The organism is Savagea faecisuis (assembly GCF_042675605.1).
Lineage (GTDB): Bacteria > Bacillota > Bacilli > Bacillales_A > Planococcaceae > Savagea > Savagea faecisuis.
Map to the genome: position 1 here is coordinate 30234 of NZ_JBHTJF010000042.1, position 16857 is coordinate 47090.

The 16857-nt window shown below is 42.0% G+C and carries 16 protein-coding genes and 1 pseudogene; 2 read left to right on the forward strand and 15 right to left on the reverse strand.

All coding sequences use genetic code 11. The annotated features are described in order from the left end of the window. Positions 1-9: 9 nt before the first annotated feature. The 3 genes from ACFQ0V_RS12285 to ACFQ0V_RS12295 all read right to left on the reverse strand — a co-directional run bounded on the left by ACFQ0V_RS12285 (position 10) and on the right by ACFQ0V_RS12295 (position 3095). Positions 10-681, reverse strand: a complete 672-nt coding sequence (locus ACFQ0V_RS12285; protein ID WP_381014060.1) for an RluA family pseudouridine synthase — start codon at positions 679-681, stop codon at positions 10-12. A gap of 12 nt (positions 682-693) precedes the next feature. Next, positions 694-1161, reverse strand: coding sequence for a low molecular weight protein-tyrosine-phosphatase (locus ACFQ0V_RS12290; RefSeq protein WP_381014061.1), 468 nt, complete (start codon positions 1159-1161; stop codon positions 694-696). 86 nt (positions 1162-1247) lie between these two features. Beyond that, positions 1248-3095 carry an acyltransferase family protein gene (locus ACFQ0V_RS12295; RefSeq protein ID WP_381014064.1) on the reverse strand — a complete coding sequence of 616 codons (1848 nt, stop codon included), beginning with the start codon at positions 3093-3095 and terminating at the stop codon, positions 1248-1250. Between the two features lie 116 nt (positions 3096-3211). Here ACFQ0V_RS12295 and ACFQ0V_RS12300 point away from each other — a divergent pair, with 116 nt between their 5' ends. Both ACFQ0V_RS12300 and ACFQ0V_RS12305 read left to right on the forward strand, forming a co-directional pair. Next, positions 3212-3448, forward strand: coding sequence for a CsbD family protein (locus ACFQ0V_RS12300; protein ID WP_381014066.1), 237 nt, complete (start codon positions 3212-3214; stop codon positions 3446-3448). 86 nt (positions 3449-3534) lie between these two features. Then, entirely contained in the window at positions 3535-3903 is a 369-nt protein-coding gene (locus ACFQ0V_RS12305) for an SLAP domain-containing protein (RefSeq protein ID WP_381014068.1), read from the forward strand. Here ACFQ0V_RS12305 and rlmD read toward each other — a convergent pair. The 12 genes and pseudogenes from rlmD to ACFQ0V_RS12365 form a co-directional block, all read right to left on the reverse strand. Continuing rightward, a complete protein-coding gene (rlmD, locus tag ACFQ0V_RS12310) occupies positions 3883-5253 on the reverse strand; it encodes a 23S rRNA (uracil(1939)-C(5))-methyltransferase RlmD (RefSeq protein WP_381014071.1) in 1371 nt (456 codons plus the stop codon). The two genes, ACFQ0V_RS12305 and rlmD, sit on opposite strands and share 21 nt — an antisense overlap. Positions 5254-5266: 13 nt before the next feature. Continuing rightward, positions 5267-5374: pseudogene (locus ACFQ0V_RS12315) on the reverse strand (excalibur calcium-binding domain-containing protein); the annotation flags it as partial. A gap of 18 nt (positions 5375-5392) precedes the next feature. Continuing rightward, positions 5393-5593, reverse strand: a complete 201-nt coding sequence (locus ACFQ0V_RS12320; RefSeq protein ID WP_381014074.1) for a hypothetical protein — start codon at positions 5591-5593, stop codon at positions 5393-5395. A gap of 300 nt (positions 5594-5893) precedes the next feature. After that, positions 5894-6805, reverse strand: coding sequence for a diacylglycerol kinase (locus ACFQ0V_RS12325; RefSeq protein WP_381014075.1), 912 nt, complete (start codon positions 6803-6805; stop codon positions 5894-5896). A gap of 62 nt (positions 6806-6867) precedes the next feature. Next, a complete protein-coding gene (locus ACFQ0V_RS12330; protein ID WP_381014078.1) occupies positions 6868-7422 on the reverse strand; it encodes a thioredoxin family protein in 555 nt (184 codons plus the stop codon). Between the two features lie 55 nt (positions 7423-7477). Continuing rightward, the gene (gene gatB, locus ACFQ0V_RS12335) at positions 7478-8905 is read right to left on the reverse strand and encodes an Asp-tRNA(Asn)/Glu-tRNA(Gln) amidotransferase subunit GatB (protein WP_381014081.1); all 1428 of its coding nucleotides are present in this window, start codon (positions 8903-8905) and stop codon (positions 7478-7480) included. Further along, positions 8902-10365: an Asp-tRNA(Asn)/Glu-tRNA(Gln) amidotransferase subunit GatA gene (gene gatA, locus ACFQ0V_RS12340; RefSeq protein WP_381014084.1), complete on the reverse strand. Its 1464-nt coding sequence runs from the start codon at positions 10363-10365 to the stop codon at positions 8902-8904. The genes gatB and gatA overlap by 4 nt, the downstream gene beginning before the upstream one ends. A gap of 20 nt (positions 10366-10385) precedes the next feature. After that, entirely contained in the window at positions 10386-10673 is a 288-nt protein-coding gene (gene gatC / locus ACFQ0V_RS12345; protein ID WP_381014086.1) for an Asp-tRNA(Asn)/Glu-tRNA(Gln) amidotransferase subunit GatC, read from the reverse strand. Positions 10674-10744: 71 nt separating this feature from the next. Continuing rightward, positions 10745-11863: a CamS family sex pheromone protein gene (locus ACFQ0V_RS12350; RefSeq protein ID WP_381014087.1), complete on the reverse strand. Its 1119-nt coding sequence runs from the start codon at positions 11861-11863 to the stop codon at positions 10745-10747. Continuing rightward, the gene (ligA, locus tag ACFQ0V_RS12355; RefSeq protein WP_381014090.1) at positions 11860-13872 is read right to left on the reverse strand and encodes an NAD-dependent DNA ligase LigA; all 2013 of its coding nucleotides are present in this window, start codon (positions 13870-13872) and stop codon (positions 11860-11862) included. The genes ACFQ0V_RS12350 and ligA overlap by 4 nt, the downstream gene beginning before the upstream one ends. 5 nt (positions 13873-13877) lie before the next feature. Beyond that, the gene (gene pcrA, locus ACFQ0V_RS12360) at positions 13878-16121 is read right to left on the reverse strand and encodes a DNA helicase PcrA (protein ID WP_381014093.1); all 2244 of its coding nucleotides are present in this window, start codon (positions 16119-16121) and stop codon (positions 13878-13880) included. 33 nt (positions 16122-16154) lie between these two features. Continuing rightward, on the reverse strand, positions 16155-16853 hold the full coding sequence (locus ACFQ0V_RS12365) for a heptaprenylglyceryl phosphate synthase (protein WP_381014096.1): 699 nt from the start codon (positions 16851-16853) through the stop codon (positions 16155-16157). Between the last annotated feature and the right edge of the window lie 4 nt (positions 16854-16857).

Consider the following 16857-nt stretch of genomic DNA (forward strand, 5'->3'; position numbering starts at 1 on the left):
CGTTAATCTTTAGTTAAATAAGTTCCAAGGCGCATGTTTAGGTAATGGTGCTTCAAAAGTGAGCGGTTCTTTTTGCGTCGGATGTGGAAACGTTAACGAAGAAGACCAAAGCGCAATTTGTTCACCTTTTTGAACGTAGCGCCCTCCATACTTTTGATCACCGTATAAAGGATGTCCAATCGTTTGGAATTGCACGCGTATTTGATGCGAGCGTCCTGTTTCAAGCTTCACACGCACCATCGTGTAATCAGCATGACGACCGATGACTTCATAGTGCAACACTGCTTTTTTCGCATCACGCTTTTTCGCGCCAACTGCATACACTTCATTTTTTTGACGATCTTTCCATAAATAATGTTCAAGCGTCCCTTTTTGTTGTTTGACACGCCCATTGACGACTGCGATATATGTGCGGTCCATTTCTTGTTTGCGCAATGTGTCTGATAAGCGCGAGGCTGCTTTCGATGTTTTCGCAAATACCATCGCTCCTCCGACCGGGCGATCTAAACGATGAACGAGCCCTAAATACACATTGCCTGGTTTATTGTAACGTTCTTTTAAGTCTTCTTTTAAAATCGTTAACATATCTCGGTCTCCGCTCGCATCTTCTTGAACCGGAATATTCGGCACTTTTTCGACGACGAGTAAATGGTTGTCTTCATAAATGATCGGTATATTCAATAGCTTCTCCTTTTACAACTGATGTTCTTTAATAATTTTTGCGAGTAAACGTTCACTTCCATCTAAAACGAGCTGATACGTCTCTTCAAAGTCACCCGTATAGTATGGGTCGGGTACATCTTTATTTTCAACTTCTGTTAAATCTAATAATTTAAAGACGTGCGAACAGTCGTCAGGGTCTAATACGCTGACGATATTGTCATAGTTGCTTTGGTCCATCGCAACGATATAATCGAACGCTTTACCGTCTTCTTTACGAAATTGACGTGCATACATATTTTCAGACGAAATGTTATATTTTTCTAATTTATCAAGTGTCCCGATATGCGGGCGTTTGTTAATATGCCAATTGCTCGTTCCAGCTGAATCTACTTTAATTTTCTTCTCATATCCTCGCTCTTTCACAAGATGGCGAAATACCGCTTCTGCCATCGGAGAACGACAAATATTACCGAGACAGACGAATACGACATGAATCATAATGAGCCTCTCCTTACGTATTTCGATGATGTTCAAATTATAACATAAAGAAGCTTCCCGTTATATTATAACAAGAAGCTTCTCTTTTAGCGATTTAACGCATGTTCTTCCAATGCTTTCGCAATCATTTCTGCATATTTTTGGCCACCACTCGGCTTCAAATGAGTGAGATCTGGTTCAAAATGATCGACATAGTTCGCACTTAAATTGTACCAATCGATTAAATGAACGTGATCATATTGATTCGCCATTTTTTGTAGCGTTCCGTTCACTCTCTCTTGCCAATGATCAGGCATACGTGTATTCACGAAAAATATGTGGCGTTCTGGACCGAGCTGTTCAATCATACTCGTCGCTGTCTGCTCATTGAAGACTCCATTCGTTCCGAGACTGAAAATGACGTAATCATGCAGTTTGCCCTGCACATTCAATTGCTCAATAATTTCAGGAGCTGCACGGAATTGACGTCCAATCTTCACATCAATTTCTCCTGCTGGGAATAGCTCTTGTAAATAAGGAATCGCAGTAAGTGCGACAGAATCTCCGATAAAGACGATCGGTTCTTCGTATAATTTTGCTAAAATTTCTTGTTCAGCTTGTTCACGCGCCGCTCGCTCTTTCTCTTGCTGTTCCAGACGCGCTGCTTGTTCTTGCTCAAATTGCTCAGTTAAAGCTGCCTCTAACTCTTCTTCAACTTGCGCGCTTTTCACATACGGTTCAGCGACGACAAGTCCATATGTCGCAACAACGAGAAGAAGTAATAATGGTTGCCAACGACGTCGCGTTGCAATGAAAGCATCCATAACTGTCGTTTGACGTTTGCGAATGGCAATTATCCACTGTTTCAAACGTCCACGTCGGATAGGGTCTTCGATCAATTTCCAAGATAAATCTGAAAGTAGTAATACGAGCGCGATTTGGAATGCCACTGTCCAACTCCACGTACCGTCATTGTAATAAGACGAACCGACGAGCATAATAATCGGATAATGCCATAAATAAATCCCGTATGAACGCAAGCCTACCCATTCTAATGGCTTGATGCTCAACAACTTGCCGAAGAAACTAGCAGGATGCGCTGCAACCGCAATTGCAATCGCCATCAATCCCGAAATTAACAACATACCTCCGTAGTATAAAATCGGATCGAATTGATCGATTGCATTCATTAAAATAATAATTAAAACTAAACTCGTAAAACCGACAAAATCTAATAATGCTTTCGCACCTTTCCCTACATCTGCCGACAATTGGCGGCTCGGCCAAACGAACGCTAATAAAGCGCCGACGATTAAAGAAAATGCACGTGTATCCGTTCCGTAATAGACCCGTGTCGGATCTTCTCCTGGCTCATATAAAATACCCATCCAAACTGTCGATGCAGCCATCAATAAAAATAAAATAAAACCGACGACTTGTTTTTTTCGGAATAAGAAAAATAATATGAATATGATAACAGGCCACATAATGTAAAACTGCTCTTCCACCGCGAGTGACCAAAAATGAGTCACGAGTGACGGGGAGTCATAAGTTTCAAAATAAGATACATCTTTATAAATAAACCACCAATTACTAAAGTAGAAAAAGACAGATAATAAATCTTCTTTTAACGTATGTACTAATTGTCTATCAAATAATGTGATCCATGCGGTAACTGCTATGACCATCACATACATCGCTGGAAGTAAACGTCTCGCTCTTCGAAGCCAAAAGCGCTTAAAGTCAATCGTTCGATCTCGTTTCCACTCCACGACTAGTAAATCTGTAATTAAATAACCCGACAAAACGAAAAATAACGTAACTCCTAAAAATCCTCCGGATGCCCACGGAAAATTCATATGGTAAAACAATACGGCAATGACCGCAATTGCTCTTAATCCATCGAGCCCTGTCATATAACGCCGCTCACTTTGAATCGATGGCTGACGTTTCAACAAAATCACCTTCCTTGCTGTTTATGCAATGATTAGACGTTAAATTATAATAAAATGTTTGAACTTTTTTATTTCGGGTAAACATATACTAACAAAACATTTGGAGGTTACATATTATGAATAAAGATCATGTAAAAGGCGCAGCAGACGAAGTAAAAGGTAACGTGAAAGAAGCTGCTGGTAAAGCGACAAATGATTCATCTACAGAAGCAAAAGGCAAACTCGACCAATTAAAAGGGAAAGCTGAACAAGCTTTCGGCGATGTGAAAGATAAAGCGAGCCACGCTGCTGATGAAATGAAAGAAAAAACAGAAGAACTTTCAAACAAAGTGAAAGAAAAATTCAATAAATAATACGTGAAGACAAAGTTGAACAATCAACTTTGTCTTTTTTCATGTATGCTAAGATATATTCATTTTAATCGAAAGGTTGTGTACATATGCAAATTCAATTTCATCCGACGTGGGAACGTCAACTTTCAAAATCTGACCTAGACATGTGGAAACAAACGTATGAAACATCTACTTCAAAAACAGATGAACGGTTCTCACCCATTCTTCCTGTTCGCAAAAAAGACGGGGGAATCGCCGTTCACACATTTATCCAAAATGCTTCCGATCACACACTACTTATCGAAGCACCTAAAATGAATTACGAAGCTAGCGGTACACTCATCGCAACCGCTCAATTTCCATACACGTTAGAGATTCCAGCTAACAGCGTCATGCCGTGGACTTTCGTATTCTCTAAAGCGATGTTGCGAAATGACGAACATCTACACGGACAATTACATTGGACGAACTGTTAGTTTCGCTACATTTTCAATATGAGTAGAGTGTCCGAACATGTCGACGGGTTGCACTTCTTCTATGTTGTAGCCGCCTTCGTGTAAAATTTTTAAGTCGCGGGCTAATGTAGCGGGGTTGCACGATACGTAGACGACGCGTTCTGGTTTGTATGTGAGAATCGTTTCTAACAGTTGGGCGTCGCAGCCTTTGCGTGGGGGATCGACGACGAGAACGTCAAATTTTTTCCCTTCAGCATACCATTCTGGGACGATTTCTTCTGATTTTCCGACTAAGAACGTTGCGTTTTCGATGCCGTTTAGCTCCGCATTCCGCTTCGCATCTGCAATCGCAGCAGGGACAATTTCGACGCCATATACATGTTTCGCTCGTTTCGCTAAAGAAAGGGAGATGGTCCCGATGCCACAATACGCATCGATGACTGTCTCTTTTCCCGTTAAGTCTGCATATTGCAGTGCTTGATCATACAATACTTCCGTCTGTTTGCGATTCACTTGATAAAACGAATTAGCTGAAATTTCGAATGTGATGCCATTCAGTTCATCTTCAATGACGGCTGGACCGTAAATCGGTGTCGATTCGTGGCCGAGAATGACATTCGTATTTTTCATATTCACATTTTGCACGATCGATGTAATAGTCGGTTCAATTTCGAGTAACTGTTCGACGATTTCTCGTTCTTTCGCTAACTTTTTCACATTCGTCACGAGAACAACCATCAACTGGCCCGTCGCTTCTCCGACACGGACGACGATGTGACGCAATGTTCCTTTTAATGTTTGTTCGTCATATGGTTCTAGCTGTAAACGTTGCAAATGGGGCAACATCCCATTCAAAATACGATCAGCATGTGCCGACTGAATGAGACATTCCGATGTTTCGACGACGTCGTGAGTTCGCGGACGATAAAATCCCCACATTGCACGCTCTCCTTGTTGTTGAAGCGGAACTTGCGATTTGTTGCGGTAGCGCCAAGGTTCACTCATTCCTTTCACAGGATGAACCGGAACATGTTGTAAATGTCCAATGCGATCTAATGTTTGACGTACGTTTTGCCATTTTTGTTGAAGTTGAGCCTCATAAGATAAATGTTGCATTTGACAGCCGCCGCATGCGTCGTATACCGGACAAGGTGGCTCTACTCGGTCCCGACTCTCTTCAAGAATCGTGAGCAATTTTCCAAAACCATATTTCTTCAATGTTTTCACAATTTTAATTTCCACTTTTTCTCCGACGAGAACTCCTGGAATGAAAATCGGATATTGTTCTATTTTAGCGACACCGTGACCTTCTGACGTTAAATCCACGATGTCGACAATATGTTGTTCGTTTTTATGTACTACAAATGACACGTACGTTCCTCCTCTATTTACTCGTTTCACATGCCCAATCATCATCATCTCGACCCAATTTTACTCGATATGCTGGATGCCCTTTCGGAACACCATCTGGATATACTCTTCGCAACTCCGTACAATCCGCAAAATTCGTTTAACCTTCGATAATCGGAACACCTAATACTTCTTTTTGTTTTTGTTGCGCATCCTCTTCGACTGACTCACGCTCTGGCTCTGAGCGCTTTGGTCGCTGTTCAATAGGTGTTGATATTGATTCTTCTTGCTTTTTTTGAACAGGAGTAAGGTGATTTTCTTCTACTTCAATAAATTGTTTCGGTTGTAAATCCATTGTCATTAATTTTTGATACGTCTCCTTCAAACTTTGAGGTGAACGTGGTGCTTTTGATAGTCAATCTTCCACTAAGACGAATAAAATAAATGCGGTAATACATAAATAAGCCGACAATTATTAACGTGGTGAAAAAGGTAAGTACTTTTTTCATCGTATAGCTCCTAATTGTTGTAATTTAAATTTAGTGTACCACGGAATGTAGCGAGAAAGAAGCTCTCTCCGATTCTTTCCTCGAATTATTGCGCAGGAAATGAAAAAAATACCGTTTGAACATCGAGTGACGATATTCAAACGGCGTTCTTCTTATTTTGTATATTGTTCAAGTGCGGTACTCGGCGCAAATATTTCAATATGGCGTTCTAAATTATCGAATGTTGCTGGAAGTTTTCCACCGTATTCACCATCTAAATTCAACAATACTTCATCATTTGAATGAATTTTAATAGAAGATGCGCGGGCATGAATGACGAGTGGATCATTTAAATGTTCACCACGTAAAGCATTCGTTGCGACTCGGATGAATTCTGCAATATTACATTTGCGTAAAATGAGCAAGGTAAATTTACCGTCGTTGATGCTCGCACCAGGTGCTAACTTTTCAAATCCACCAATCGAATTCGTTAATCCTACTAAAAATAACATCGCTTCTTCATCGAACACTTCCCCATCGTATTCGATATGTACATGACTCGCATGGATGGAAGGTAACATTTCAATCCCTTTCAAATAATAAGCGAGTTGGCCGAGCATTGTTTTTAGTTTAATCGGGACTTCGTAGGTGAGTTCCGTAATTCTCCCGCCCCCTGCGATATTAATGAAATGGCGTTCTCCATTCATTAAACCGACATCAACAGGTAGTGAATAGCCGTCTACAATAATGTCGACAGCTTCTTCAATTTCTCGTGGAATGTGAAGAGCTCGCGCGAAATCATTTGTCGTTCCTGTCGGAATTAAGCCGATTTTCGGGCGTTTTTCAAAATGAGAGATCCCTGCGACGACTTCGTTTAACGTCCCATCACCACCTGCAGCAATGATGACATCATAGCCTTGCTCCACTGCCCATTCTGCCGCATGTTTCGCATCACCTTCACATGTCGTCGCATGTGTGCTCGTTTCATAGCCACCACGTTCTAACTTTTCCAAAACTGAAGCTAAATGTTTACGAATGATTTCACGACCAGAAGTCGGGTTGTAAATTAATCGTGCACGTTTCATATTTTTCCTTCTTTCTCATCGTCATTTACTGTAATGATAACGTTCCACGCTTCAAAATGTTCCTACCCCTTTGTAAGCCACATCACTAATTCGTCATGGACCGCTAACCAATAGTCACGGTTTTCTTTATATTGAGTCGTTAAATGTTGAATCGCTTCCGAACGTTTTTCTTCAAAATTCGGAGCTTCTTTATCCGGTAAGTTGCTCATTATCTTTGTTACGTCACGCTGAATCATTTGTGCACGTGGTCCCCACTTCCCGAGCACTTCTCCTTCATCGTCTAACAATAAATAAATCGGAATTGAACGACCCCCATTCGTTAAATGGCGATCGATTAACGTCGTATCTGCATCTCGGTAGGCGATGCGCATATCGAGGTCGTACACTTCACCTAAGTGGCGCAAAATCGCATTGTTCATCATCGCATCGCCACACCAATCTTCCGTGATCACTAACACATTTTGAGATTTCGGACGGAACGCTTCGTAATAATGCACAGCTTTTGGCAATTGAAACGTTTGATAAATTTTTTCGCTCTCTTCTTTTTTCTCCGTCATTTGTTCCATATACGTTTGTAATGAAATTCCTTTTTCAAAAAATTGACGTTCAACGGTCATTTTATTTTCCTCCATTTGAAAGAAACACCCAGCGCACTGGGTGTTTCTTTTAGTCTTATCGTTTTTGAATTTCTTCCATTAAAATCTTGTTGACGAGTTGTGGGTTCGCTTGACCTTTTGATAATTTCATCACTTGGCCAACGAGGAATCCGACTGCTCGATTTTTACCTTCTTTAAAGTCAATGATAGATTGTTCGTTATTGTCGAGCGCTTCTGTAACGAATGCTAACAATTGCTCTGGATCAGAAATTTGAATCATTCCTTTTTCCTTCACAATTTTATTTGCATCTCCACCATTTGTGACGAGCTCTTGGAATACTTTTTTCGCGATTTTTGAAGAAATCGTACCGTCTGAAATTAATTTTACCATGCTCGCTAAGTTTTCAGGTGTTAATTTCGTATCGTGTAATTCGATTTGTTCTTTATTTAAGTATGCTGAAACATCACCCATTAACCAGTTTGATGCAAGTTTCGGGTCAGCTCCTGCTTGTACTGTCGCATCGAAGAAATCCGACATTTCTTTCGTCAATGTTAAAACCATCGCATCGTATGCTGGAAGGTCATATTCTTCTACGTAACGTTGTTGACGAGCGTCTGGAAGTTCTGGAATTTCTGCGCGTACGCGTTCAATCCACTCTTCATCGACATGCACTTCCGCTAAGTCTGGATCGTTGATGAAACGGTAGTCGTCTGCGCTACCTTTAATACGCATGAGCGTCGTCTCACCTGTCGCTTCATCGTAACGACGTGTTTCAGATTGGATTTCTCCACCTGCTGTTACGACTTCAATTTGACGTTGCACTTCTCGCTCAATTCCACGACGTACGAAGTTGAATGAGTTTAAGTTTTTCAATTCTGTCTTCGTGTTGAATCCTTCTTGACCGTACGGACGAATTGAAATGTTCGCATCACAACGAAGTGAACCTTCCTCCATACGTACGTCAGAAACGCCAGTATATTGAATGATTGCTTTTAACTTTTCTAAAAACGCATATGCTTCATCTGCTGAGCGAATGTCCGCTTCTGTTACAATCTCGATTAAAGGTGTTCCTTGACGGTTTAAGTCTACGAGAGAGTATCCTGGTCCGTGCGTTAATTTACCTGCGTCTTCTTCTAAATGAATATGGTGAAGACGGATGCGCTTTTTCACACCGTCGACTTCGATATCGACATAACCGCCGACACCGATTGGACGCTCATCTTGTGTAATTTGGTACGCTTTCGGATTGTCTGGGTAGAAGTAATGTTTACGGTCGAAGTGTTGCTCGCGTGAAATTTCACAGTTCAACGCGAGTGCTGCTTTCATTCCGTAATCGATCGCACGCGTATTCAACACAGGAAGCACACCTGGGTATGCTAAGTCTGTAATGTTAATGTTCGTATTCGGTTCAGCACCGAAATGTGCAGGTGCTGGTGAGAAAATTTTCGTATCTGTTTTTAATTCTACGTGAACTTCAAGTCCTACAATTGTTTCGAAATTCATGCGTTCGCACCTCCTGCTAATTGTGGTTGTTGCTCATAAAACTTCGTCGTTTGCTCGTAAGCATGTGCGACTTGATACAATGTCAACTCGTCGAAATGTTTACCCATCAATTGTAAACCGACTGGTAAGCCATCAACAAATCCACAAGGAACGCTAAGTGCTGGAATTCCTGCTAAGTTCGCTGGAGTTGCTAAAATATCATCCATGCGTGAACGCGCTGGATCAGCTTGCGCTTTGAAATCATAAGCGACGCTTGCTGCTGACGGTCCGACGATGATGTCATAGTCTTTTAAAACATTTTGAACGTCTTCCGTCATAAGCGTACGTACTTTTTGTGCTTGTACGTACAATGGATCGTGATGTTCAGCACTTAAAGCATACGTTCCGAATAAGAGACGTTTTTTCACTTCTGGGCCGAATGCTTCCGCACGTGACATCGTGTACACTTCGTCTAAGTTCGTCGCATTTGGTGAGCGGTAACCGAAATGAATACCGTCATAGCGCGCTAAGTTTGATGAAGCTTCCGCATAAGCGATCACCGCGTACATTTCTGCACCGTAAACGACATGCGGAATCGACACTTCGTCCACCGTTGCGCCGAGTGCTTCTAATTGTTTAATCGCTTCTTCCACTTTTTCTTTCACTTGTGGATCGAGACCTTCTCCGAAAAATTCTTTCGGCATCGCGATTTTGAGTCCTTTTAAGTTACCATCTAATTGCGCCACATAGTTCGGCACTTCTTCAGTTGCTGATGTCGTGTCATAACGGTCTTCTCCTGCAATCGTTTGTAAAACGAGCGCATTGTCTGCGACTGTTTTTGTCATCGGACCGATTTGGTCAAATGACGAAGCGAATGCGACGAGACCGAGGCGTGATACACGACCGTATGTTGGTTTCATACCGACGATTCCACAAAAAGCTGCAGGTTGACGGACAGAACCACCTGTATCTGTTCCGAGTGCGAACGCTACTTCATTCGCCGCTACTGCCGCTGCAGAACCACCTGAAGAACCACCTGGAACTTTCGCTGTATTCCACGGGTTGCGTGTTTCTTTCATCGCTGATGTTTCTGTCGTTGAACCCATCGCGAACTCGTCTAAGTTTAATTTACCGAGCGATACTGCACCCGCTTCGTTCAATTTTGTAACGACTGTCGCATCATAAACAGGTACGAAGTTTTCTAACATTTTGCTTGCACAAGTTGTCGTAATATCTTTCGTTACGATATTATCTTTAATTCCTGCTGGAATCCCGAACAATGCGCCTTCTTTTGAATCCGCATTGTCTAACTGTTCTGCGCGAGCGAGTGCTTCTTCTTTCGTCACTGTGATGAAAGCTTGTACTTCTTGTTCTACACTCTCTGTTTGAGCGAGTGCCGCTTCCGTTAATTCCTTAACAGAAACTTCTTTATTTTGAATGAGTGATTGAAGTTCAATCACCGATTTTTTCATTAAGCTCATCTTTCAAGGATCCTCCTCGTTTAAAATGTATTCGGTACTTGAATCATGCCGTCTTCATGTTCTGGAACGTTTTTCAACATTTCTTCACGGTCTAATAAGTCTGCTGGCTTATCTTCACGTAATACGTTCACGCGATGTAATGGATGTGTCATCGGTGCTACACCTTCCGTATCAACATCTTTCAACTTTGCTGTTAACTCAACTAACTGTTGTAACTGCTCTGCATACGCTGCTTTTTCTTCTTCTGTTAATGCGAGACGTGCGAAGTCTGCAAAGTATTGAACATCTTCTTTTGTAAAGTTTGACATAATGCGCCTCCTATCTTGTACTCTACCTATCATAACATCGTTTTTGTAACGTGAAAAGTTGCCATTTCACTTTAATAATCGTAAATGTGAACAAATGGCTCATCACTTTGGGCTGGTTTAACAATTAAAGCTTCCGGCCCATTCGTCGACGTAATATTCACTTCGACATTCGTCGATGAAAAATGCTTTTGAACGAGACCGGTTACATGTTGAGTAAATCCGATCAATTCGCTCGTACCGAAAAACTGAATCGGCATGCGAATCGTCAATTGCTGCATGTCACCATCTTTATAAAACGCTTTTCCGACGACGTTCACAAAGCTCGGGAAATATTCATCCACTTCTTGTTTAAAGTTTTTAAATTTCATATTCACATCGCGATATTTTTCGACCGTATTATCTGTTGGCAATAACACATACTCTTCTTGAATCGCTGTCCAATTTCCGATGCTCGTCTTCCCTTTATCTGCTTTTCCTACCGCAAAATACGTCCCTGGAACAATCGCATTGCGCGGCTGTTGTTTAAATAAGCCGACGACGATCGGTAAATTTTGAATTTCTAACTCTTCTCGCATTCGTTTCACAATTTCATTGGCGATTTTTTCACCCTCTGCTTTCACTTGAGCATCGCCGAGCGGAAACTCTTTCCCTTCTAAATTGTAGTAGACGGAGTTGAGAGCGAGACCAATCGTAATTCCTTCCACAACGACTTTATCGTCTGACGTTCTTTTCAAAAAGTTTTGCTCCATAATATGCGCTAAAAAGAGTGGGTTTTGTTCGTCTCGACCTGTATTTGAACTCGCTGGATTCAATCCTTTTTCATCCGCTGAGACGCGTTGTAACCATTGTTTCACTGTATCCTCTGATAAATATTGTCCCTCTTGATAAAAATGGTCGTCTGTCGAGTAATATTGAGAAGATAAGCGGAGTAATCCTTCTTCCGCTTCTTTCATATCATATTTCGTATAAATATTGTTGACGACGAGCCCTTGTACTGGACTCTTTTTGAACGGTAACAATGTGCGATAGTAACTTTCTTTCAATTGCACTTCAGGAATCATGACGACTTCTTCTTGACTCTCTTCTGTTTCTTGCGTCAGCGAGTCTTCTTGAGAAAGCGATGGGATACATCCCGCTAACAACAAAGTCATACTAGAAACGGCCAATAACCGTTTCACATTTTTGTTCATACAATCCCTTCTTTCTGCAGAAGTTCTACGAATTGTTCTTCCGTCCACACTTCCACTTCTAACTCTTGCGCTCTTTTCAATTTAGAACCTGCCGCTTCACCGGCAATAAGTAACGTCGTGTTTTTACTAACACTGCCCGTCACTTTCCCGCCGAGCTGCTCGACGTATTGCTTCGCTTCATTACGCGTCATTTGCTCAAGCTTTCCTGTTAACACAACCGTTTGCTCGAACAACGGTGCTTCTTCATTATTCGATTGTGCGACAGGTCCGTCGTATGTCATATTCAGTCCGTAACGTTCTAAATCTGAGATTAATTGTTGCACTTCTTCTAAAGCGAAATATTGAACGACTGTGTTTGCCACAATCGGTCCGATTTCGTCAATCGCGACGAGCTCTTCTTCCGTCGCCTCCATCAATGCACGCATCGTGCCGAACGATTGTGCGAAAATAGAAGCGACTTTCGCTCCGACATGACGAATCCCTAGCCCGAATAATAGTTTTTCTAATGAGTTTTGTTTCGAGCGTTCTAAAGCATCAAGCAAGTTCGTTACCGTTTTCTCTCCCATGCGCTCCAATTCCAAAAGTCGCTCTTTTTCAAGCGTATATAAATCGCTCAACTTCTGAACGAGTCCAGCGTCGTACAATTGATAGGCCACTTTTTCACCGAGTCCGTCAATATTCATCGCGTTGCGTGAAGCGAAATGAATGATCGATTCTTTCATTTGCGCAGGACAGCTCGGATTGACACAGCGAAGAGCGACTTCTTCTGCTAAACGAACGAGTTCAGATTGACAACTCGGACATTCATGAGGCATGCGGAACGGAATTTCTTCGCCTGTTCGACGTTCTTCAATCGGCTTCACAATTTCAGGGATGATATCTCCTGCTTTTCGTAATACGACATGATCTCCTAAACGGATGTCGCGTTCAACGATATAATCTTCATTATGAAGTGTAGCACGTTGCACCGTCGTTCCCGCTACTTGTACAGGGTCTAAAATAGCTGTCGGTGTGACAACACCAGTACGTCCTACTCTTAACTCCACGTCGCGAATAACCGTCGTCACTTCTTCCGCTGGAAACTTATAAGCGATCGACCAACGAGGGCTTTTCGCCGTATATCCTAATTGCTCTTGGTCTTCAAATGGATCGACTTTAATGACAATGCCGTCGATTTCATACGGTAAATCATGACGATGTTCTGTCCAGTACTCCGTATATGCAATTACTTCTTCAATCGTTTCGCATACACGTCGCTCTCGGTTCGTCACGAAATTGAGCTCATCTAAACGTGCGAGCGCCTCTGAATGTGAAGTGATGCCATCTAACGTTCCTTGTTCGCCTAAAGCGTAAATGAACACCGCTAAATGGCGACTCGCTGCAATTTTAGGATCCAATTGACGCAATGAACCTGCCGCTGCATTTCGCGGATTGGCGAATAATGCTTCTCCTGCCTTCGCACGTGCTTCATTCAACCTTTCGAATGATTGAATCGGCATGTACGCCTCTCCCCGCACTTCGAGAGTTTCTGCAGTCGGTAAAGCTAACGGAATCGTTTGAATCGTACGTAAGTTAGACGTAATATCTTCCCCTACAACACCATCCCCTCGCGTCGCTCCTCTTACAAACTGTCCATTTTCATACGTTAATGAAATCGCTAATCCATCGATTTTTAACTCACAAACGTAAGTCGGTGTCATTTGTAAAGATTCCGTCACCCGTTCATGAAATGCGCGCACATCTTCTTTCGAAAAAGCATTTCCTAAACTGAGCATCGGCGTCGTATGGGTCACTTTTTCAAATTTTTCTAAAGGTGTGCTTCCTACTCTTTGCGTAGGAGATGTCGCAGAAAAATACTCTGGATGCTGGTCTTCTAATTGAATTAACTCTTGCATGAGTTGGTCGTATTCATAATCTGACACAGTCGGATTATCTAAGGTGTAATACTCTTTACCATATTGCGTTAACAAATTACGCAACTCTTCGATACGTTCTTTTCCATTTAACATATCGCTCACGACTCCTTCTCAATCGGTGCAAATTTAGCGAGTAATCGTTTAATGCCGGTCGGTTGTGGAAAGGCGATATCGAGTTCCATATCATCTCCTGTACCGCGGACACTGACGACTGTACCGACGCCCCACTTTTTATGGCTCGCTCGATCTCCCGCTTGCCACGCTAATTTCTCGCTACCACTCTTTTCATAAACCGGTTTGCGAATCGTCGTACGTTGTACAGGTTTACGTGATGCGAACGATACATTTGATTGCACGACGACATTTTCTTGATGTAACATTTCCGTGCGTTCTGCATCGATTTCGCTGATGAAACGTGACGGCATATTAAAGCTCGTACGTCCGAACAACATGCGGCTTGATGCACATGTTAAATACAACTCTTTTTCCGCACGTGTAATCGCGACATAAGCGAGACGACGTTCTTCTTCCATCTCTTCATTGTCATGCATCGAACGAATATGTGGGAAAATATTTTCTTCCATACCGATGACGAAAACGACTGGGAATTCTAACCCTTTCGCTGAGTGCATCGTCATTAAGACGATTTTTTCGCTCTCTTGTTCCTCTTCTTGATCGAGGCTATCGATGTCCGCAATGAGCGCTAAATCAGTTAAAAACGAAACGAGAGATTTATCTTCCCCTTCATCCATCGCACGCTTCTCAAACGCATCTGTCACGGATAAAAATTCATTGATGTTTTCTAAACGACTTTCCGCTTCAATCGTTTTTTCATTTTTCAACATATCGCGGTAGCCTGTGCGCTCCAATACTTCTTCGACGAGCTCAGATACCGATAAATACTCTTGCATCTCTGTTAAATGACGAATTCCTTCACGAAATGTGCGCGCTGCATTAGCTGCTCTCGCTGAAAGTCCCATAAAATCGACTTCTTGTAATGCATCGAAAATCGAACGGTCATTCATTAAAGCGAAGTTCATCATTTTATCGAATGAAGTCGCTCCTATGCCGCGTTTCGGCTCGTTAATAATTCGCGCTAATGCTAAGTCATCATTATTGTTCGCAATTAAACGTAAATACGCTAATAAGTCTTTAATTTCTTTCCGCTCGTAGAATTTCGTTCCACCGACAACGGTATAATTTAAATTTGATTTCACTAAATATTCTTCGATCATTCGCGATTGCGCATTCGTTCGATATAAAATCGCAAAATCATCTAATGTATATCCTTTTTCTTGGCGCAATTCCATAATTTTTTCAACGATAAATTGCGCTTCTTGTTTTTCATCGCGCGCTTTATAAATATAGATCGGCTCGCCATCTGCATTGTCTGTTCGCAATTGCTTGTCATAACGGCTTGCGTTATTTTGAATGACGTCATTCGCCGCTTCTAAAATCGTCTTCGTCGAACGGTAGTTTTGTTCTAATAAAATGACTTTCGCTTCTGGGTAATCTTTTTCGAACGATAAAATATTGCCGATATTCGCTCCACGCCATTTATAGATCGACTGGTCTGAGTCACCGACGACACAGACGTTGCGGTGCGCTTTTGCTAACAGTTGAACGAGTTCGTATTGCGCATCGTTCGTATCTTGATACTCATCGACATGAATATATCGGAAGCGATCTTGATAATATTCAAGCACTTCAGGCATTTCTTTAAACAGTTGAATCGTCTTCATAATGAGATCATCGAAATCGAGAGACTCGTTTTTCTCAAGCATTTTCGTATAGCCTTCGTACACTTCCGCTACACGTCGTTCGCTCGGGTCTGTTGAATGTTCGATCTGCTTTTTATATTGCTTCACGTCGATACATTCGTTTTTCAAAGAGCTGATGGCACTAAGTAAACCGCGCGGGTCATTCAACTTAGGGTCTAAGTTTTGTTCTTTTAACACATTGCGAATTGCCGTTAATTGGTCCGCACTGTCTAAAATTGTAAAGCTTTTTGAAATGCCGATGCGGTCAATATCTCTTCTTAAAATACGCACACACATCGAGTGGAATGTCGATACCCACATGCGTTCACTCGTTCCCGCTCCGAGTAAACCGTCGACACGTTCACGCATTTCGCGCGCCGCTTTATTCGTAAACGTAATCGCTAAAATATTGGAAGGGTACACTCTTTTTTCGACGACTAAATACGCGATACGATGTGTTAGCACACGAGTTTTTCCCGACCCTGCCCCCGCCATAATTAAAAGCGGTCCTTCTGTCGCTTGCACCGCTTCTTGTTGCTCTTTATTCATTCCTTTTAATAAATTGGCTGTAATTGAATCCAATGTTATCCCACCTCTTTTAGAACGTTTGTTCTATTATACAATCTTTGCAGTTTCTTTTACAGCTTTAACTGTGCGTAACGCTTCTTTTAAGTCGGTATAGACGACATTTCCGACGATAATCGTATCTGCGTATTGCGCCATTTCTTTCGCGCGCTCTACCGTATCAATGCCACCTCCATAAAAGAGTTTAGTGTTTTCGAGTTGATAGGCCGCCTCTTTGACGATTTCTGGCTCTCCGTACGTGCCACTATATTCTAAATAAAAGACAGGTAACCCGAAAAGATGCTCAGCCATTTGCGCATATGCAATGACATCATCTTCCGTCGGTTTCTCAACAACTTCCGCTTGCTTCGCTGCTTTACAATCTAAATTCATAATGCAATAACCTTCCGTCAACACTTCATCCCAATTCATTAAATGACCGTATTCTTTTAACGCTTCGTGATGTAATCCGTTCATCCATTTCACGTTTGTCGAGTTCAAAACAGTCGGGATAAAATAAAAATCGAATCCGAGCGAGACAGATTCAATCGTAGATACTTCTAAAATAACAGGAACTGAAAAACGTCGAATACGCGCGAGTAAATCGAGCACATTTTCAAGTGTAATTCCGTCGGTTCCTCCTACGACAATCGCGTCTGTTCCTGATTCTGCTATTTTCTCCAAATCATCATCCGCTAAAGGTTTGGCTGGGTCTAATTTAAATAAATGACGCCAATTTTTCTCATACATCGTT